Here is a 20,410-nt window from a genome sequence, read left to right as displayed (position 1 = left end):
TCGTCACGTTACGTGTAATTAGTCGGATTTAATATCATAAAACATGGAAAACGTTGAAAATGAAAAAGCTTTAACGGAAGCCATAACAGCCTGTACCAACGAAGACGGATGGGCAAATTTGGCAGAAATCGGAGGAGTCCTGAGAGAGAAAGGCATTAAGTATGGCAAATTGTCCAAATTCATATCCCGGTTCCCCGAACTAGTTGAGACCCGTATTGATGAAAGCCGGCAACCTCCTGTGGTTTATGCTCGGCTGATAAATCAAACATAAAAGAACAAACCCGGCTGACAACAGCCGGGTTTGTTCTTTTATGCCAACAGCCTTTTAGTTAGACTGCGCCCCCTCTGTTTCGCCGTATTCCGAAATAATTCCACCGGTAATTCTCATCAGTGAAACATCCGACTCAATCAGATTGTAAACGGCCTGTAACTGACTCAGTGCTGCATTGGCATATATAAGCTGCACATCACGATAGTTAAACGAATTGATGGCACCGTTCCGAAACTTTTCGCCGGCAATCTGCATATTCAGTTTAGCCGCGTCGAGTGCTTCGTTCGCTACCGTCATCAACTCGTTGCGCACATTGTAATATTCGTACAAATTAAGCAGCTGGTTAACCAAACTGTGTTTCAGCGATTCGACATCAATCTGTCCCAAATCCTGGTTGATTTTGGCAATCTGCAATGCCCGGTGACGCACTCCGCCATTGTACAGGTTGTAGCTTAGGGTCAGGTTACCATAGTAACTCCACGAATTGGATGTGCTTTCTCCCTGCGCATCGTAATTCCTCCGGTTGTGGTTTCCGTCGATTCCGCTGCTAAGCGATAATCTCGGGAAATACCCGGCTTTGGCAAGTGCCACTTCGCGTTCCAGCAATGACTGGTTCAGGAATTGATTTTTCAGGGTATTGTTATCGCTCAACATCTTTTCTTCCAGATCGCCCAATTGATAAGCTTTTGTGTCCGGTTCGAACTTGTCTGTCAGATTCCAGGTTTTCTGCGCTTCCACTCCCATCAGGTAATTCAAATCGCGCAAAGCACTGCGATAAGCCACCTCCTGGCTCATGTAATTGGCTTTGTCGACCAGATAAGCATTTTGCGCCTGCAACACGTCGAAGGTCACCGAACTCCCGATTTCCTGTTTTGTTTTTTCGTAGTTATACCGGTCTTCCGATAGCTTCATGACACTTTTCAGCACATCCAACTGTCTCCGGGCCAACAATACTCTGTAGTAACCCAAAATAATCGACTGGATGGTCCCTTCGACCACCACTGCTGTATTACCAGCTGACAGTTGTTCTAAATCACCCAACCGGGCTTTGGAAATATTAACCGTAAAACCGTTGAACAAGACCCAATTGAGCGCAACACCGCCGCTAAGCGTATTCTGCGTATAATCATCCTGCTCGTTATTGTTCTGCTGATTAAGGGAATTGGCACTGAAGCTAATCGTTGGGTAGCGTCCCGCAGTGCCCCAGCGATTGCGCAACGCGGCAATTTGCTGGTCACCTTTAATGAGTCGGATATCGTAGTTCTTTTCCAGGGCAATCTGAATGGCACCGGTCAGACTCAGAGTATCCTTTACCTGCGCCAATAATATCTGCGGAAAAAAAAGCAGGAAAAGTAAACCAACTGTGTATTTGTGTATGTTCATTTTCATGTTGAAACGTCAAACTAATTAATGATTACTCTAATTCGAGGTCACCGACCACTTTATTCACATCCGGTGCTTCATCTTCTCCGTCAATACGTCGCTGACTGTGAATAAGCGCAATTTCCACTTCTTCCCGCTCCGGTTTCACTCCATTCCACAAATGATACCGTGCAACGCGCAGGTCATTCAGAATAAGAATCAAAGCCGGAAAGAAAATCAGAATAAAGAAGGTTCCAATAGCTACACCATACGCCAGCGAAATTGCCATCGGAATCAGGAACTGTGCCTGAAAACTCTTTTCCAGAATCAACGGATACAATCCTACGGTAGTCGTAATGGTCGTCAGCAAAATCGGACGTAACCTCGATTTACCGGCCTCAATGATGGCTTCCTTCACGGGAAATTTTTGCAACAACAAATCGTTATACCGCGACAGGAAGACGACCGCATCGTTGATGATTACCCCCGACAGGGCTACCATTCCCCACATCGATAACATGGATACTGGTTTCCCGACAATTCCGTGTCCCCAAACTGCACCGAGCAACGACATCGGAATCATAGCTAACACCAGAAGTGGCTGCTCGAAAGATTTAAAATGAATCATCAGAATCATGACGATGATGAAAAAGGCTATTCCGTAATACAGGAAAATAACCTGCATCGCTTCTCGTCCTTCCCGTTGCTGTCCTTGCGCCACCATTCTAACACCTGGGAATTTCGCTTTCAATTCCGGCAAAATCTCGTTCTCCACCTGATTGAGGATGTCTGTTACCGATGCGTTCCGGTCTACCACATCTGCTTCCACCCGAATTTCGCGCATGCCATTGTACCGCTTGATGGCAACCGGTCCACGCTTCATTTTATAGGTTGCCAGCTCATTCAACGGATATTCGCCCTGAGGCGTCATGATCTTCATGTTTTCCAACTGACCAATTTTCTCCCGATCTTTCCTTGGGAAACGCACCCAAATACGCAATTCGTCACGGCCTTCCTGCAAGCGCTGTGCCTGACCGCCGTAAAATCCCTGGCGAACCTGGTTGGCAATGGTCATTTCGTTGAGTCCTAACAAATAGGCTTTCGGTTTCAACTTTAATCGAATCTCCTGCTTACCCATGGCATTGTTGTCGACAATATCCTTGAGCTGCGGCATGTCGCCCAACTTTTCGAACATGAAATCGCGGGCCTGTTCCAATTCGTCAATATTCCTTCCCAATAAGGATAATGAAACCGGTTTCCCGAACATTACCCTTCCTGCGACCGTCATTTTCTCCGCCTCCGGAACTTGTCCGATTTTTTCCCGGACACGGTTGATGATTTCGTATGAACTGATTCCGGTTCCCTCCAGGTTTCGCGGGAAAACCGAAACCTGTCCGGCATGAGCCCCACTTTCCAGTCCATCGAAGGCCGAGCCAAGATTGACGAAGGTATGATCGATGAAAGTGTGAGCTGTATCAATTTTATTTCCGGTGAGTTTGCTCCACAGGGTCGGTTTGACATCATCAAAAGCATGAGGATACTCTTTCAGCATGTCATCGTTTACTTCCCAGACGGCTTTTTCAAATTTCTTCAAATAAGCCATCGTCTGTTTCTCACCTGAACCTGGTGTAAACGCTATGTTTATCTCGAAACTATCGAACTCCATTGCCGGGAATATCGTGGTTCTGATTTTTCCTGAACCCAATAACCCGATGGTAATCAAGAACAGTGCAACAGGCACGCCCAACATCAGGTACCGATAATGCAGAATCCATTTCAGAGCTCGTTGATAAACCCGATCACGGAGCCAACGAATGGCATTCTCCAGGTACTTTTTCAAACCTCGACTCTCGTTGGTTATCGCTCTCGGATTAAGGACCCTTGGATTGGAAAGGTGAGCCGGAAGTACGAAAAAAGCTTCCAGTAACGAGAACAAAAGACTCAGAATAACGACGACTGCCATTTCGCGCATCTGCTCCATTTGGTTTCTCAGAAAAAGAAGCGGCATAAAAGCAACAATGGTGGTTGTTACCGATGTGACAACCGCCGGCATTACCTCCATTGTTCCGTCGACCGCCGATCGCATGGGAGACTTCCCTCGCTCGAAGTGCTGGTAGATATTTTCCCCGATTACAATTCCATCATCCACCAAAATACCAATTACCAGGATCATCCCGAAAAGGGAAATCATGTTCATGGTCACGCCAATCTGATTGGCAACGATAAACATAGCCAGGAAGGATGAAGGAATTCCCCAGGCTACCCAGAGTGACAAACGGAAGTTAAGGAAAAGCGCCAGTGAAATAATAACCATGATCAGTCCGGTCATTCCGTTATAAAGCAACAGGTCCAAACGACTTCTCAACAAATCGAGGAACGAAAATTCGACTGACATTTCCACTCCGTTATTCCGGGCATTGAAACTTTTTGCGTAGTCCTCGCAATACTGGGTAATCTCTTCCAGGTCTTCCGAGTTCAGCTTACTGACCCGAAGTGAAACAACCGGCTTTCCTTTTTTCAGCGACTTCTGCGGAACATCGGCAAACTGTTTTTTTACTGTTGCCACGTCTCGAATTCGGATGTATCCTCCATCCGGCGTTCCCCGCAAAATAATGTTTCCGATTTTATCGGGATCGGCACTTCGCGACCGCAACCGGATCAGAATATCTTCTTCTTCTGACCGAATTTGTCCTCCTGATATATCCCGGTTGTTGGCCGAAATGGCTTGCATAATCTGGTCGAAGGTAATACCGTAGCGAACGAGATTATCCTCGTCAACCTCTACCGAAATTTCAGGAGATGGATACCCCGACAGGGACACCTGACTGATAATTCCGGAATTCAGAAAATCCTCCTCAACCCTTTGTCCGTACTCTTTTAGAGTCATCAAATCGACATCTCCCGAAAGGGACATAAAAAGGGCCATACTGGTCGTCCGCTGCTTATAGACAATCGGGCGTTCGGCCGCCGTTGGAAAAGATGAAATACCATCAACGGCGTTTTTTACCTCCATCAATGTTTCATCGATATCGTATTCACCTGTGGTTTCAATACGTACACTGGTCATGTTCTCCGACGAGGTGGAAGTGGTTTCTTTAATACCAACAATACCCCGAATGGCTTCCTCGATCCGGGTGGTCACGCCCTCTTCCATTTCCAGCGGTGATGCCCCGGGATAAAACACCGTGACATAGATGTAACGGGACTTTACTTCGGGAAAGAAAGACTTCTTCATGGTCATGATACTGATACCACCGGCCAAAAGAAGTGATGCTATGATTAGGTTGGCATAAAACGGAAACTTGACAAATTGTGATACAAGTTTTTTCATGTGCTTACAAATTAATTAGGCTCACATGAAACGCGCCGTCGCAAGCGGTTAGCTGTATTGAAATAGTTGCGTCGACTCGTTTCAATGAATAACAGGTTCAGCTTTGGTGTTTACCTGATAATCTCTACCTCGGTTTTTTCCTTCGCATTAATTAATGGTTCCACCACGAGTTCGGTTCCCGGCTCCAAGCCGTTGAACACAATTGTCTCCTCGTTGTACTTAATCAGGTTGATAGGTTCCTTTTTTAAGCGCCCGTCCACTACCGTGAAAACAATATTGGAATTGAACACGGCGCTTCGCTGAATCTCCATGGCATCGGGAATTTCCTGTCCTTTGAATTCCACATCCAGGTATTCGCCCGAAAGAACATCGCGAGCGTTATCCGGATCGACCTTTACAAAGATGCTCCTCGACTGTGTACTGGGAGCGACAAAATCCGCTTTGCGAACCACGTGTCCCTGCCAGTTTTTATTGCGACTTGCTGAGTGAATAATGGCCGGAGAGCCCACCTTAATCCATTCGCTCTGTCGGTTTTCCACCGGTACTTCAACCTCCAGGTTGCTGGTACTGATCATCTTTGCCAGCTGTGTCCCCATGTTCACGAAAGCGCCCGCTTCAAAATTCACCTGTGTAAATGTTCCGTCGAACGGAGCATACAGCGTGTAACGCTTCAATGCCATCTCATCTTTCTTAATGGAATAGTAATCGCTCAGAATATTCCGGCTGGCCAGAAAAACTTTTAACTGCTCATTATTTCCGATAGTCACGGTAGGCAGATTGGGCAAATCGCGATCCAGGCGAACGGATGAGAAAAACTGCTGGAATTGACCATAAAAATCAGGATAGTCAATTTTAATATCCGGAAGCATATTGGCCAGGCTGTTCAGGAATTGAGATTTTCGCGAACGCAGTGCCATCTCAGCCTCATCTTTATAGATATTCAATAGTTTCTGTCCTTTGCTAAAACGGGCTCCTTTCTTCAAGACTACTTCGCCCGGTTCAATCCGCCCCGAAGCTTCGGCAACCAACATCACTTCCTTTGTTGCCAGTACCCGTCCCGGTGCTTTCACCGAAGCAGTAACCGTGTGGTAGGCAACCGGTTTAGCCTTCACAAATCTTTTCACAACTTCTTCGGCTTTTCTCGGAGGTTCTGGTTTCATTCCCACCAAAACCTGCATCAGGACAAACGAAAAGCCCAAAAGTACAATCAGGCCAACGCTGACAATTATTATTCTTCTCTTCGACATGGTTAATTTGATTATGAGGAATTTAATTCAGTTACAATCGTTAGTTTCTATTCTTACAGAAAAACAAGCAAGCCTTCCGGCGGCTACGTATCAGTATAACCTGAGCTGTTTCAGTTACAGGTTATAATGAAAAAATACACCGAACGCCGGACCGGTATTCGGATTCACAGAAAAACAACTATTCAGAGAAGGAGCTTTTAGCGACTGGTCAAAAACGGAAAAGCAAGCCGACGACTCCAACTTCTTCATCAACAATCGCAACTGAATCTCTCTCGGTATTGGAGAGTCTGCAGAATGCGAAAACATACGGGAGACAAATTGCTACAATTTAGTCTGGTTATTTCAATTGCAAATGTAGTGTTTTAAACCCCTAATAACTGTTGTTCGTTGCCAAAAAACAAACCCCCGGCCCACTTCATGTGTTGATAGGGAGAGAGAGAGAAGGTTTGCTTTTTATTCCCTGCTTGGATACAAAAAAGACGCATTGGTTTAAAACTGTTGTAGAAATGTTATTTTTGTCGGGCATTGATTTGGATGACCTTAAAGCAATTGCATGAAGACCCTTGAATTTGATTTTGTTATTATTGGCAGTGGATTGGCCGGATTAATCTCCGCTTATCATGCTGCGAACCATGGAACTGTTGCTTTAATTTCCAAATCAGAGCTGGATGTGAGCAATTCATATCACGCTCAGGGAGGAATTGCTGTAGCCATTGACAAAGACGACCGCCCCGAGAACCATTTTCGGGACACGCTAACCGCCGGCAGAGGCCTTTGCGACCACGACGCCGTGGACATTTTGGTCAAAGAAGGCCAACAGTGCATCCAAGAGATCATTTCCTGTGGGATGGAATTCGACCACGATGAAAGCGGCGAATTATTTCTTGGTTTGGAAGGAGGTCACACACACCGGAGAATTTTGCATGCCGGTGGTGATGCCACCGGAAAGATGATGACCAGCTTCATGCTGAAAAAAGTCCTCGAGAAGAAAAACATTTCCACTTTCGACTACACGGCAGCTGTTCGCATTTTGGTCGACGAAAATCATTGCCTCGGAGTACAGACTTTGCAGTTCATTAGTGGCGAGAATATTCTCTTTAAAGGGAAAGCTACTGTAATGGCTACAGGCGGATTGTCCCGCCTTTACACCCGCTCAACCAATCCACATACAGCCACCGGAGACGGAATCGCATTGGCATGGCGTGCCGGCATAAAGATGGCCGATATGGAGTTTATCCAGTTTCATCCGTCTGCACTTTCCCTACCGGGAGAAGACGCCTTCCTGGTAAGTGAAGCGGTTCGTGGCGAAGGTGCCAGACTACTCGATGTGAATGGCGAACGGTTTATGGAAGGAATACATCCGTTGGCCGAACTGGCTCCACGCGATGTCGTAGCAGCGGCCATCTTCCGGCAGATGAAAAAGACAGGTTCCTCCTATGTTTATTTGAGCCTCAAACATCTCGATGCTGAATACATCCGCAACCGGTTCCAGTCCATCGATGCCCACCTCACCAAATTGGGAATCGATATGACCCGTGATTTAATTCCGGTAGCACCGGCTGCTCATTATATGGTTGGCGGCATTCGCACCGATTTGTGGGGACAAACCAGTATGCCCGGTTTATATGCGTGTGGCGAGGTCGCTTCAACCGGTGTAATGGGGGCAAATCGGTTGGCAAGCAACTCTCTTCTCGAATGTCTCGTCTATGGAAAGAGAGCCATCGAAAAAGCACGAAGAAATTTGCAGGAAATCAAAACAACAGAAGAGCCGGCCCCCATCTTCCTGAACAAGGAAACAGACAAGGAATTCCTTTCGGCGAAAAATGAGCTGGCTGATTTAATGAATTCGCAAGTAGGCATTTTGCGCAACCACGAAGGACTGAAGTCAGCTCTTGAAGAGGTCAACCAATTGTCGTCGAAATACGATAGACCGTCGAATGACTACAATCACCATAAGATTAGGAATCTGACAGACATCTGCCGGTTAATCATTCAATCGGCAATCCTGAGAAAAGAGAGCAGAGGTGGTCACATTCGTGAAGATCACCCGGAAGAAGTAGCAGAGCAGGCAAAACACATCATTCAGCAATTAGGAAAAGATATTCAATACGAACCTGTAAGAATAAAAAAGTGAAATGAGTATACTGAATTTTGACGTCATCGATCCCATCATTGACTATGCGCTGAAAGAGGATATCGGTGACGGTGATATTACCACAAACACAGTGATACCGGGAGAAACGCAGACGACAGCTACCATGACAGCCAAAGCGGATGGTGTGGTTGCCGGACTTCCTGTTGCTGAAAGGGTATTCCGTAAACTGAATCCGGACATTGAATGGACTACTTATATCGAGGATGGCAGTTTTGTGAAGAAAGGCGATGTACTCGTTCAGGTTAAAGGTTCTTTTCGTGCCCTGTTGACCGGAGAAAGGCTCGCACTTAATTTCCTGCAACGAATGAGCGGAATTGCTACCGAAACATCCAGGTACGTAAAAGTCGTGGAAGAATACAAGACCGAAATTCTCGATACCCGGAAAACAGTTCCCGGACTCAGGTTACTGGATAAATACGCTGTAAAAATGGGTGGCGGCACCAATCACCGCATTGGTTTATACGACATGGTGATGATTAAAGACAATCATATCAAAGTAGCCGGAGGTATTACCAAAGCAGTTGAAGCCATCAGGCCAACCATTTCAGACCATATTAAAATAGAGGTCGAAACCACTAATCTCGAAGAAGTGGAAGAAGCCATTGCCGCCGGTGCCGACATCATCATGCTGGACAACATGGACAATGAAACCATGAAGCTTGCTGTGGAACTGGTCAATGGCCGGGCCAAGGTGGAGGCTTCTGGTAACATGACACTGGAACGGCTGAAAGGAGTTGCCGCTACCGGAGTCGATTTTATTTCCATCGGAGCCCTGACCCACAGTGTAACCGCACTGGATATTAGTATGAATATAGATGTAAATCAAAAATAAAGCTCCTGTTGAATCTGGTAATCGACATAGGAAATAGTCGCACCAAACTGGCCGTGTTTGACCTGGATCGATTGGTTGAAATTATTCAACTGGAAGAGGTTGACCGCGAAGTGATTTCTCGGTTGAAAACCAAGTACTCGCAGTTGGACAAAGCTATTCTTTCGTCGGTAACCCAACATGATTCAGCGCTACTTCAACTCCTGCAAACGGAGTTCTCTTATTTTTTGGAACTTTCAGCGACAACGCCTGTCCCAATCAAGAACAATTACGGGTCAAAAGCAACACTCGGTCTCGACCGTTTGGCTGCAGCCGTAGGTGCGACTGGCCTTTTCCCCGGCAAGAACCTGCTCATAATTGATGCAGGAACCGCTATTACCTACGATGTAGTTGACAAGGAGAAAGGCTTCCTGGGCGGAAATATCTCACCGGGCCTCCGAACCCGGTTCCGTTCGTTACACCATTTCACAGGGCGCCTTCCGCTACTCGCGCCAACAGACCAATGGCCCGATATCGGCACAACAACCGAAGAAGCCATTCACAGCGGAGTGCAAACCGGCATTATTTCGGAAGTGGAAAGCGTGATTAACAAGGTGAAATCCAGCTGGCCGGATTTAAGAATAATTATGACTGGGGGCGATGCTGAATTCTTTGATAAAAAGTTAAAAAGTTCCATCTTTGTAAAATTTGAAATTACCCTGCTGGGGTTGAACCGAATCCTCGAATATAATGTCAAAAACGATTAGAATAGTAGCTACGGTTGTTGTTGTATTTGTAACCTCTGTTGCCGCAATGGCACAACAAAATAATGACACCAGCTCTCCGTATTCAAGGTACGGATTGGGAAAACTGCGTGATTACGGGCAGGGACGCTCCTCTGCCATGGGCGGGATTGGAATTGGAACACGTTTTTCCGATCAGATTAATACGGCCAACCCGGCTTCGTACACCGCCATTGATAGTATGACCTTCCTAATGGACTTTGGACTTAGTTCGCGCCATACTGAATTCAAATCAGCGACGAGTAAAAACGGTGATAACAATACCAACTTAAGCAACATTGACATCTCATTTCCGATTACGCACTGGTGGGCGACCGTATTGGGTATCATGCCTTATTCCGACAAAGGCTACCAGGTTAATCTCACTTCCGAGGTTGAAGGCAATCAGATTGCAACAGATTTCAACGGCAAAGGAACCCTTACTAAAGTATTCTGGGGAAATGGTTTTAATCTTTCTCCAAATTTTTCGTTAGGCTTTAACGCATGGTACCTGTTTGGAACCTTAAGCGACAATATTTACCGAAATTACCTTACGGACCCGAATATGTACGATTACTCTGAAGTTAAAAGTCTGATGATTCACGACTATGGTTTCAATCTCGGAGTACAATATCATTTCAAAACCAAGAGCAATAACCAATGGGTAGTGGGAGGTACTTTTGAGCCTTCTCAGAAATACCAGTCAAAATATACGCTTCACCAGGAAAAAGCCCTTTTCCGCGGAACATCCAATCAAATCACCGATACACTTACCCATATCGAGGATCGTTCACAACTAACGAAATTACCCGTAACATATGGAGCCGGAGTTTCTTATGTTATCAAGAATAAAATCACGTTGGGTGCCGATTATTATCACCAGTCGTGGTCGCAGGCCACTGTATTCGGGCAAACGCCGTCCTACTTAACCGACAGGAATCGTTATTCAGCTGGTGTTGAATGGAACCCGAATCAGTATTCCATCAGAAGCTACTGGAATAGAGCCTATTATCGCATGGGAATGTTTTACGAGAATTCCTATCTTTACCTCAACGGGACGCAGATTAACAGTTATGGCATGACCTTTGGTATAGGTTTACCACTGAGCCGTTCCCGGTCTACCCTGAACCTTTCAGCTGAATTCGGAAGATTAGGAACGACGAGCAATAACTTGTTGAAAGAAGACTATGCAAAACTGACTTTGCATTTCTTGCTTAACGAACGGTGGTTTATTAAACGTAAATTCGATTAACAATTACACACATATTGGTATGGATATGAAGACGATTATCAGAACAGCTTTAGTACTCATCCTAACCTACACGTTGGGAATCGCTGGCGCAATGGCACAGCGAACGGTTACTGGTACGGTATATATTGATGGTAAACCCGCTGCAGGTGTTACTGTTACTGCCAACCGTACAAACGATTCTTTTTTTACAAGTTTCGACGGCAAATACAAACTGCAGATAAGTGACAAGACCAAATATCTGAAATTCAGTTATCCTGCCGGCGAAGAAAAACTGGACATCGAAGGAAACAATAAAGATGTCATCAACATGTACATTGGTAAGAAGCCGGACAAGACAGAAGAAAATGAAACCGGAGTTGATCTCCGTACTCAATCGCAGCTGATTAAAGCCAAGGACAAAGATTACATGAGTAGCTACTCATTGTATGACCAGTTCTACCAGATGAAAGACTATAAATCGGCTCTCAAGCCATGGGAACATATTTACAAGAAATATCCTAAATCATCGGTCAATGTCTACATTGTAGGTATTAAGATGTACGAGGATATGCTTTCCAAGGCTTCCGATTCAGAAAAACCGGCTTTGCTTGACAAGTTGCTGTCTATCTACGACAAGCGAATGAAATACTTCGATGACAAAGGATTCCTGTTGGGACGTAAAGCCACTACATACCTGAAATACAAACTCGAGCACGCAGATCAGCTGACAGACGATCAATTGAATGAAATCTACAAAACAGGTTACGATTGGTTGCAACAGTCATTGGAGCTGCAGGGTAATAAAACAGAAGCAGCGGTGCTGGTTCAGTTGATGCAAGGTACTTCCGTTCTTTTCAAAACCGGTGAATTCCAATCGGATAAAGTGATGGAGGTGTATGATAAAACGTTGGCTGTAGCCAATGCAAACCTGGCTAAAGACCCCAACGACAAGGCATACCAGATAGCTGCGGATAATATTAATACTATCTTCGAAAACTCAGGTGCTGCCGATTGCGAAACCCTGATCAAGCTGTATACGCCGAAATTCGAGAAAAATCCGAATGATGTTGACATGCTGCGCAAGATGCTGTATTTGTTGAACAGTGAAAACTGTACCGACAGCAAGCTTTACGAAAATGCAGCCGATAAGCTTTACCAACTGGAGCCGTCTGCACAGTCTGCATTCTCAATGGCTCGCTTGTACATCAAAACAGAGGACTTTGCCAAAGCCATTAAGTATTACAAAGAGGCTATCTCGCTGGAAAAAGATACGAAGCAAAAAGCACTCGACCTTTACGAATTGGGCACTGTTGAGCTGAGCCAGAAACAATACCAGGCTGCACGGAATGATGCTCGCGAAGCCATCAATCTGGAACCGAACAACGGTAAGCCTTACCTGTTGATGGGAAGCATTTATGCTGCTTCAGCGAAAACTTTCAGCGATAAGGACTTTGAAAAAGCAATGGTATTTGTATTGGCAGTTGACTACTTTGAAAAAGCAAAAGCAGTAGATCCGTCAGTTGCGGCAGAAGCCAATAAGAATATCAACATTTACAAACAATATTTCCCAAACAAGGAGAATGCTTTCTTCCAGGGATACAATGCCGGAGATACTTACAAAGTGGGAGGCTGGATTAATGAAACAACAAAAGTACGACTCCGTTAATACTACGGCATATAAATTTAAAATACTGATTAAGTCAAGCATTGCTGCCCTTTCATTAGGAGCAGCAATGCTTCTTTTGTCTTGTCAGTCCAAGGTTGAAGCTGACCTTCCTTCAAAGCTGATTGAGCAGGAAGAATTACCGACAGTCGATGCCAACAATTTCGAGATGACTTACACTGACTCTGGTGTGGTGCGTTACCGACTGACAACCCCGCGTCTGCTTCAGTACGATAATAAAAAAGAACCTTACACCGAATTTCCTGACGGTTTTCATATTGTTGAGTTCGATAAGAACGAGAAGATTACTTCCGGCATTTCAGCCAACTACGGCAAACACTTCGAGAAAGAGCAAAAATGGGTGGCTATTGGTAATGTGGTGGCAGTGAATGCTGATGGGGATACGTTGAAGACCGAAAAGCTGACCTGGTTGCAAAAGGAAAAACGAATTTTCTCCGATAAATATGTGCGCATCATCCGGAGCGACCAGGTGATTACCGGTATCGGTCTCGAGTCGGATGAAAATCTAAAAAACTGGAAAATTCTTCAACCGAAAGGAACGCTTTACGTAAACGAAGATCAATAATTGCTGAACCTGCCAAACATGAACGTTTTTCTAATCATATTTGGAACACTTGCCGCTTCCGCCTTTTTTTCCGGGATGGAAATGGCATTTGTATCTTCCGATAAACTGCGCCTTGAGTTAGAAAAAAACAGGAACTTTTTAAACAGCAGGCTACTCACTCTGTATACCCGGAAACCTGGGCATTACATCGCCACGATGCTTCTTGGCAACAACGTGGCACTGGTCGTTTACGGTATCGCATTTGCCAAAATGCTGGACCCCATCGTCACTCCCATTGTTACTAACGACACGCTTTCGCTAATCACTCAGACACTCCTCTCGACCCTCGTTATTCTCTTCGTGGCGGAATTTCTGCCCAAAACGCTTTTTCGGTTAAAACCGAACCTTGCCCTGAATATTTTCGCCATCCCGGTAGGCATTTTTTACCTCCTTTTCTATCCAATCACCTGGTTCACCATGGAGATATCCAGGTTACTGCTCAGGAAAGTATTCAAAACAGAAATTGTACAAGAGCAGGAGCAATTGGTATTTGGCCGCGTCGATCTGAATAAGTTCATCGGCGAGAGTGAAGCTTCGGCAGGGGAAGTTTCCGAAACAGTTGAAAATGAAATCAAGCTATTCAAAAATGCACTCGATTTTTCAAAAGTAAAATTGAGAGAATGCCTTGTGCCGAGACCTGAAATTGAAGCAGTAGAGGTTGATACCCCCATGGATGATCTACGCCAGCGTTTCATCGAAACTGGTTTTTCCAAAATCATTGTTTTCAACGAGAGCATCGATAATGTCATCGGCTACTTCCATTCATCTGACCTCTTTCACAATCAGGAAAACATTAAAACTTCTCTCCGAAAAGTCATCTTTGTACCGGAAACCATGGAAGCCAGCAAGCTGCTAACGAAATTTCTGCATGAGCACAAAAGTCTGGCCGTTGTCGTTGATGAGTTTGGAGGAACCGCAGGCATCGTTACCACCGAAGATATTTTGGAAGAAATTTTTGGAGAGATTGAAGATGAGCACGACACAGTTGAGTTGGTCGAACGCAAGATTGACGACAAGCATTACATCTTCTCGGGTCGAATGAAAATCGACCAGATCAACGAAAAATATTTCCTCGGTTTACCGGTTGACGACAACTACGAAACCATCGCCGGATACATTCTTCATCAGTACGGAAGTATTCCCACCATGAATACCATTATAGACATCGACAAATTTCAGTTTAAAGTATTGAGAGGATCCAAGACGAGAATTGAGCTCATTGAACTGAAAATATTGGATAACACGTAATTTTGATTCCATCAAAAGCGATGGGTACTCTAAAATTATTATCTTCGTAGCCCAAAGAATTAAACAAAAGATTTAAATAAATAACCTGAACATTAATGGCAACATTACAGAAAATTAGGAACCAGGCTGGTGTTCTGGTTGCAGTAATTATTGGTTTGGCTCTGTTGGCGTTCATTCTGGGCGATATGCTTCGTTCCGGACGTTCGCTTTTGCGGGGAAAACAGATGGAAATTGCTGAGATTGCCGGAAAAAGTATCGACTACAAAGAGTTCCAGCAGAAACTTGACGAACTGACCGAGATTTACAAAATGAATTCGGGAACGAATTCCGTTGATCAAAAAACACTGGATCAGATTCGTGAGCAAACCTGGCAAAACATGGTCCGTCACTACGTGATGACCGGTATTTATAAAGACCTGGGAATCGGTGTAAGTTCTGATGAACTTTTCGATATGGTTCAGGGAAATAACATTAGTCCCATTGTTCAACAGCTTTTCCGCGATCCGCAAACCGGCCAGGTAAACCGTTCGGCTGTCCTTCAATTCCTGAAACATCTGGAAACGAATGGAACAGCACAGCAAAAAGCTTATTGGCTGTTTATGGAAAAACAAATTGTTTCGCAACGTGAATTCACGAAGTACAACGATTTGGTATCAAAGGGACTTTATGTTACCACCGGAGAAGCGAAGCAAGATGTAGCCAACAAAAATCATCAGGTTGACATCAATTTTATTGCAAAAACATACGCATCCGTACCCGATAGTGCTGTCACTGTATCCGATGCTGCAATGCAGACCTACTACAACAATCATCAGGAATTGTACAAGCAGGATGCTGCGCGCCGGATCGAATATGTGGTCTTCCCTGTAGAGCCCTCGGAATCGGATAAGGCAAGTACTCACCAATGGATCGAGAACATTAAAACTGAATTTGCCAGTGCCAACGATGACGTGGCATTTGTCAATGTCAATTCCGATGTTCCTTTCGATGATTCCTTTTACAAGAAGGATGAATTGTCGCCTGAGTTGGGTGATTTCGCATTCAGCGGAAAAGTAGGTGATATCTACGGTCCGTATAAAGAGGGCGGAACCTGGAAGCTGACGAAAATAGAGAAGTTCGAAAACCTTCCCGATTCAGTCAAAGCACGTCATATTCTGATTCGTGTTACCAGTCAGGCTGATGCGCCTAAAGCGCAGGCTTTGGCCGACAGTCTGAAAACACTGATTCAGAAAGGTGCTAATTTTGCAACGCTGGCAGAGAAATACTCACAGGACCCGGGTTCTGCGAACAATGGCGGTGATCTAGGTTGGTTCCGTCGCGGAACGATGGTGAAAGCATTTAACGATGCGGCTTTCTCAGCCAAAGTGAATGAAGTAAAAGAGGTAAAAACCCAGTATGGTATTCACCTGCTTCAGGTTACCAAACGCGGAAAAACAGCTCCAAACGTTCAGTTGGCCACCATCAGTCGTAAGATTGAGCCAAGTAGCCAGACTTACCAGGATGTTTACTCCCAGGCTTCGAAATTCGCGGGTGAAAACCAAACGGAAGATGCGTTTAACAAGGCTATAGCCAAAGAGGGACTTGATAAGCGATATGCAACCATCAAAGAGGACCAGCAAAACATCAATGGCCTCAAAGATGCCCGGATCCTGATTCGCTCGGCGTTTAACAATTCGGAAGTTGGCAAACTTGTTGTCAGCTACGAAGGAACACCAATCTTCGAACTGGGAGACAATTTCGTTATCGCTGTAGTTACCGGAATCCAGGAAAAAGGTATCGCTCCTTTCTCAGCTGTAAAAGACCGCGTTGAACTCGCAGTAAGGAAGCAGCAGAAAGGTGATTACATTGCTAAGCAGATGGAAGGCAAATCCAACCTGGTAGCGTTAGCAGCTGCATTGAATGTGAACGAGAAACAGGCTCAGAACCTGACCTTCAATTCTTATTCAGTTCCGGGTGCCGGTGTTGAACCTGCTGTTATCGGAGCAGCTACCACACTTGGTTTGCACAAAGTTTCGAACCCGATTAAAGGTAACAACGGCGTGTATATGCTGGAAGTAACCAATATTAAGCAAGGTACCGATACTGACATTGCCGGAGACAAAGCTCAGCTGATGATGACTCAGAGCTACCAGGCCAATACGCAGGCTTTCGAAACTCTGAAGAAAGAATCTGATATCGTTGACAAACGGTCGAAATTCTATTAATGAAATTTCTTCCGGGCAACCGGAAAAACAGAGATATAAAAGAAAACCCCGCAATCACTTGCGGGGTTTTCTTTTTATCAACTCCGGGATAAAAAAGCTGCGAAACTACGATTCCCGGAGGAAAGAAAGGTAGGGTTATTAAAACACAAATCGACTGACAATCATCAGGAAAGCAGACTTTTCACTTTTGCCGCTATATCCTTTCCTTCAGCTCGCCCGGCTAATTTTGCATTCGCAGCTCCCATTACTTTTCCCATGTCTTTCATCGATTCAGCACCAAGTTCAGCGATAATTTTTTCCACGGCAGCCGTCAATTCCTCGTCACTCATCTTCGACGGAAGATAAGCTTCAAATACCTTCACCTGCTCCATTTCCTGGTCGTACAGGTCTTGCCGGTTCTGTTCTTTGTAGATTTGAGCAGAATCCTTTCCCTGTTTGGCCAACTTGGCAATGGCTTTCAGAGCAACATCATCCGGTAGTTCTTCCTGTCCTGCTTTGGCGGTTTTGGCTTCAATGAGTACTTTTTTGATATTGCGCAAAGCTTCCAGCTTCCCCTTCTCGCGGGCAAGCATAGCCGCTTTAATATCGGCATTGATTTGATCGAACAAACTCATGATTATTGGGTATTAATGCGTTAATTAATCAGCTTTATCGTGTAAAAAAGAGTTGTTTCGCCGCAACTTTGGCCCTTCATCTTTATTATCTGAAAGCGAAAACCGGGAAACCTCAGCCGCCTTTCTCTTTTTCTCACTCTCCAGGCGCATCATGCGGCGCACATAAGCAGGCTCGTTACTTATCTTGTCGATTTCATCATCCGAAAGCGTCGAGAAATCAACCTGCATCACTTGCTTACGTTGCTCCTCAATACGGCTACTACCGGGCTTCTTTTCCTTCGGAGAAGGTCCATATAGCGGCGCAAACTCATCTTCCGGTTCACCTTCAAAAACCGGGGTGTTTGATTTTTTCAAATCCTTATCATCGTCTGACATTCCAACCTGGCCACTAATATTCGATGGCACTTTCTCCTTCTCGTCCCGCAAAGAAACCTTTTCGGCGGGCTCTTTCTTGTCTGTTCTCAACTCTGGAATCGAGCTGGTTTTAAATCCGGTCGCAATCACCGTCACCGAAATGGAATCTTCCAACGATGGTTCGATTGCTACACCATAAATCAAATCCGCTGAGTTTCCGGCTTTTTCCTGCACATACTCGTTAATCAGGTTCATCTCGTCCATCGTCACTTCCTGCTTGTCACCGGAAGTGATATTCACTAGTATATTTCGCGCGCCCCGAATGTCATTATTATTCAGCAACGGTGAATTCAGAGCTCCCTGAGCCGCTCTTAAAGCTCTCTCTTCTCCGGTTGCCCGGAAGGAGCCCATCACGGCAACACCCGATTCCTTCATCACCGTTTTCACATCCTCGAAGTCAACGTTGATGAAACCGTGATACGTAATAATTTCAGCAATTCCTTTAGCGGCAATGGCCAACACATCATCGGCCTTGGAAAAGGCTTTCGAAATCGGGAAATCGCCATACATTTCACGGATGCGTTCGTTATTAATGACCAGCAAGGAGTCTACATTACCTTCCATTTCGCGAATGCCTTTTATGGCCTGCTCAATCCGTCTTCTTCCCTCATTCCGGAAAGGAATCGTTACAATACCAACAGTCAGCAAATTCAGCTTCCGGGCTGCTTCGGCAATAACAGGAGCCGCACCGGTACCTGTACCTCCGCCCATTCCGGCGGTAATGAAGACCATTTTGGTTCCATGCGAAAGAATCTCTTCCACCTCTTTTATATTCTCCCGGGCAGCTTCACGCCCAACATCAGGTTTATTTCCCGCACCACGTCCTTCGGTCAGCGAAGCACCCAGTTGTACCTGTGTGGGTACCGGACTGCTAGCCAATGCCTGTGCATCGGTATTACAGACGGCAAAATCTACATCTTTTATCCCTTCCCGGAACATGTGGTTGACCGCATTTCCACCGCCTCCTCCAACACCTATTACCTTAATGATGCAATTCTGCTTCTCCGGCAATTCAAAATTCATCAGTTCGGCCATATCTCACTCTTTTAGTTTAATTCTACCCAATTCAAATATTATTCATCCATTTCCATATCGTTGTCACTGAAGAACGTGTTGAACTGCTTGACAAACCAATTGGTTATGGGCTCTGCTGTCACTTCTTCCTTCTCTTTTTTGCTGCGATTCCTTTTCTCTTCGCTCTTCTTCCGCTGGTTCTTCTTCTGATAGGAAGGTCTCTCCTGTTCTTCCCGAAAATCATTTTCTACCTGAAGATCATCTTCATCGAGATAACTTTTTTGCCTTGACACCGGTTCAAAAATTTCCCCCTCCGGCTCGATGTGTTTTTCCTCGATAAGCGGAAGTTTCATCTCCTCTCTGGCAAATTCGGTTTTTGCATCCTGCAACGAAACTTTTGTGGGTTCCTGTTCCGGAGCCATCCGACGATTCGGATTGGTTTGGAAGCCGGTCGCAATCAGTGTCACACAAATCTTGGAACCAAGTTTTTCATCACGACCATTTCCCCAGATAATATTGGCATCATCACCGGCGGCATCCTGAAGATAATCGATTATCTGCCCAATCTCACCCATCAGGATTTCCTCGTCTCCGGAAGTAATATTCAGCAGAATGTTTTCCGTTCCGTAAATGTCATTGCTATCCAGAAGCGGAGAAATCAACGCTTCCTTCACCGCCCGCATGGCCCGGTCCTCTCCATCGGCAATTCCCGACCCCATAATGAAGACGCCACTGCCACGCATCACGGTATTCACATCGGCAAAATCAATGTTGATATTACCATGCAGGGTGATGATCTCGGCACAACCTTTCACGGCTGTAGCCAGAATATTATCCGCCTGGGCGAATGCTTTAGATGCGGGCAGATCGCCGTAAATCTTATGCAGATTCTCATTGCTGATCACCAACAAGCTATCGACAAATTTCTTCAGTTTGTTCACCCCGGCCATCGCCTGCTCAAAACGCCTTTTTCCCTCTTTTTCCGACGGAAGCGTCACGACCGCAATCGTCAGAATATCCATTTCGCGGGCCAGCTGAGCAATTACCGGGGCAGCACCCGTTCCGGTTCCACCACCCATCCCGGCAGTAATAAACACCATCCGGGTATTGTTCGCCAGCACCTTCCGGATATCAGCCAGGTTTTCGATAGCGGCCTGCTCACCTTGTTCAGGCTTGTTCCCGGCACCACGACCTTCGGTCAGCGAGACTCCCAGCTGAACCTTTACGGGAACAGGACTATTCTCCAGCGCCTGCGCATCGGTGTTGCAAATGATGAAATCGACGCCGCTGATTCCATTCCGGTACATGTAGTTCAGCGCGTTTCCACCGCCTCCACCAACACCTATGACTTTAATAATGGAATCCTGGTTATGCTTAAAACCAAAATTGAGCAGATCTTCTTCTGATGACATACCGTATTGCTTTTGGTTGTTTTACCTCG

At 45.5% G+C, this 20,410-nt stretch carries 15 protein-coding genes; 9 read left to right on the top strand and 6 right to left on the bottom strand.

Annotation, left to right across the window (positions count from 1 at the left end; all coding sequences use genetic code 11):
• Window positions 1-43 precede the first annotated feature (43 nt).
• Window positions 44-271 carry an OST-HTH/LOTUS domain-containing protein gene (locus tag GJU87_RS20270; protein WP_153641132.1) on the top strand — a complete coding sequence of 76 codons (228 nt, stop codon included), beginning with the start codon at window positions 44-46 and terminating at the stop codon, window positions 269-271.
• Window positions 272-325: 54 nt separating this feature from the next.
• On the opposite strand, the gene GJU87_RS20265 is transcribed toward GJU87_RS20270, so the two are convergent.
• The 3 genes from GJU87_RS20265 to GJU87_RS20255 form a co-directional block, all read right to left on the bottom strand.
• Window positions 326-1,660: a TolC family protein gene (locus GJU87_RS20265; protein WP_153641131.1), complete on the bottom strand. Its 1,335-nt coding sequence runs from the start codon at window positions 1,658-1,660 to the stop codon at window positions 326-328.
• Between the two features lie 25 nt (window positions 1,661-1,685).
• A complete protein-coding gene (locus GJU87_RS20260; RefSeq protein ID WP_153641130.1) occupies window positions 1,686-4,964 on the bottom strand; it encodes an efflux RND transporter permease subunit in 3,279 nt (1,092 codons plus the stop codon).
• A gap of 110 nt (window positions 4,965-5,074) precedes the next feature.
• Window positions 5,075-6,211: an efflux RND transporter periplasmic adaptor subunit gene (locus GJU87_RS20255; RefSeq protein ID WP_153641129.1), complete on the bottom strand. Its 1,137-nt coding sequence runs from the start codon at window positions 6,209-6,211 to the stop codon at window positions 5,075-5,077.
• 553 nt (window positions 6,212-6,764) lie between these two features.
• Here GJU87_RS20255 and nadB point away from each other — a divergent pair.
• From nadB to GJU87_RS20215, 8 genes are all read left to right on the top strand, one after another.
• Window positions 6,765-8,345 (top strand): L-aspartate oxidase, encoded by a 1,581-nt coding sequence (gene nadB / locus GJU87_RS20250; RefSeq protein ID WP_153641128.1) that lies wholly within the window; start codon window positions 6,765-6,767, stop codon window positions 8,343-8,345.
• 1 nt (window position 8,346) lies between these two features.
• Window positions 8,347-9,198, top strand: coding sequence for a carboxylating nicotinate-nucleotide diphosphorylase (gene nadC, locus GJU87_RS20245; RefSeq protein WP_153641127.1), 852 nt, complete (start codon window positions 8,347-8,349; stop codon window positions 9,196-9,198).
• An 8-nt stretch (window positions 9,199-9,206) separates the two neighbouring features.
• Window positions 9,207-9,941: a type III pantothenate kinase gene (locus GJU87_RS20240; RefSeq protein ID WP_194831597.1), complete on the top strand. Its 735-nt coding sequence runs from the start codon at window positions 9,207-9,209 to the stop codon at window positions 9,939-9,941.
• Window positions 9,925-11,208, top strand: a complete 1,284-nt coding sequence (locus GJU87_RS20235; RefSeq protein WP_153641125.1) for a hypothetical protein — start codon at window positions 9,925-9,927, stop codon at window positions 11,206-11,208. The genes GJU87_RS20240 and GJU87_RS20235 overlap by 17 nt, the downstream gene beginning before the upstream one ends.
• A 25-nt stretch (window positions 11,209-11,233) precedes the next feature.
• On the top strand, window positions 11,234-12,853 hold the full coding sequence (locus GJU87_RS20230) for a hypothetical protein (protein ID WP_194831596.1): 1,620 nt from the start codon (window positions 11,234-11,236) through the stop codon (window positions 12,851-12,853).
• On the top strand, window positions 12,825-13,436 hold the full coding sequence (gene lptC / locus GJU87_RS20225; protein WP_106541346.1) for an LPS export ABC transporter periplasmic protein LptC: 612 nt from the start codon (window positions 12,825-12,827) through the stop codon (window positions 13,434-13,436). The genes GJU87_RS20230 and lptC overlap by 29 nt, the downstream gene beginning before the upstream one ends.
• Before the next feature lie 18 nt (window positions 13,437-13,454).
• Window positions 13,455-14,723, top strand: coding sequence for a hemolysin family protein (locus GJU87_RS20220; RefSeq protein WP_106541435.1), 1,269 nt, complete (start codon window positions 13,455-13,457; stop codon window positions 14,721-14,723).
• Between the two features lie 95 nt (window positions 14,724-14,818).
• Window positions 14,819-16,927: a SurA N-terminal domain-containing protein gene (locus GJU87_RS20215; protein WP_153641122.1), complete on the top strand. Its 2,109-nt coding sequence runs from the start codon at window positions 14,819-14,821 to the stop codon at window positions 16,925-16,927.
• Window positions 16,928-17,091: 164 nt separating this feature from the next.
• Here GJU87_RS20215 and GJU87_RS20210 read toward each other — a convergent pair whose 3' ends face one another.
• From GJU87_RS20210 to ftsZ (GJU87_RS20200), 3 genes are read right to left on the bottom strand one after another with little or no spacing between them, the layout of a single operon-like run.
• Window positions 17,092-17,541, bottom strand: coding sequence for a GatB/YqeY domain-containing protein (locus tag GJU87_RS20210; protein ID WP_153641121.1), 450 nt, complete (start codon window positions 17,539-17,541; stop codon window positions 17,092-17,094).
• A 24-nt stretch (window positions 17,542-17,565) separates the two neighbouring features.
• Window positions 17,566-18,990, bottom strand: a complete 1,425-nt coding sequence (ftsZ, locus tag GJU87_RS20205) for a cell division protein FtsZ (protein ID WP_228492063.1) — start codon at window positions 18,988-18,990, stop codon at window positions 17,566-17,568.
• A 38-nt stretch (window positions 18,991-19,028) separates the two neighbouring features.
• Complete coding sequence (gene ftsZ / locus GJU87_RS20200; protein ID WP_153641120.1) at window positions 19,029-20,381, bottom strand: cell division protein FtsZ; 1,353 nt, start codon at window positions 20,379-20,381, stop codon at window positions 19,029-19,031.
• Window positions 20,382-20,410 lie beyond the last annotated feature (29 nt).

This window comes from Prolixibacter sp. NT017 (assembly GCF_009617875.1).
GTDB lineage: Bacteria > Bacteroidota > Bacteroidia > Bacteroidales > Prolixibacteraceae > Prolixibacter.
This window is presented reverse-complemented; position numbering and strand designations above follow the sequence as displayed.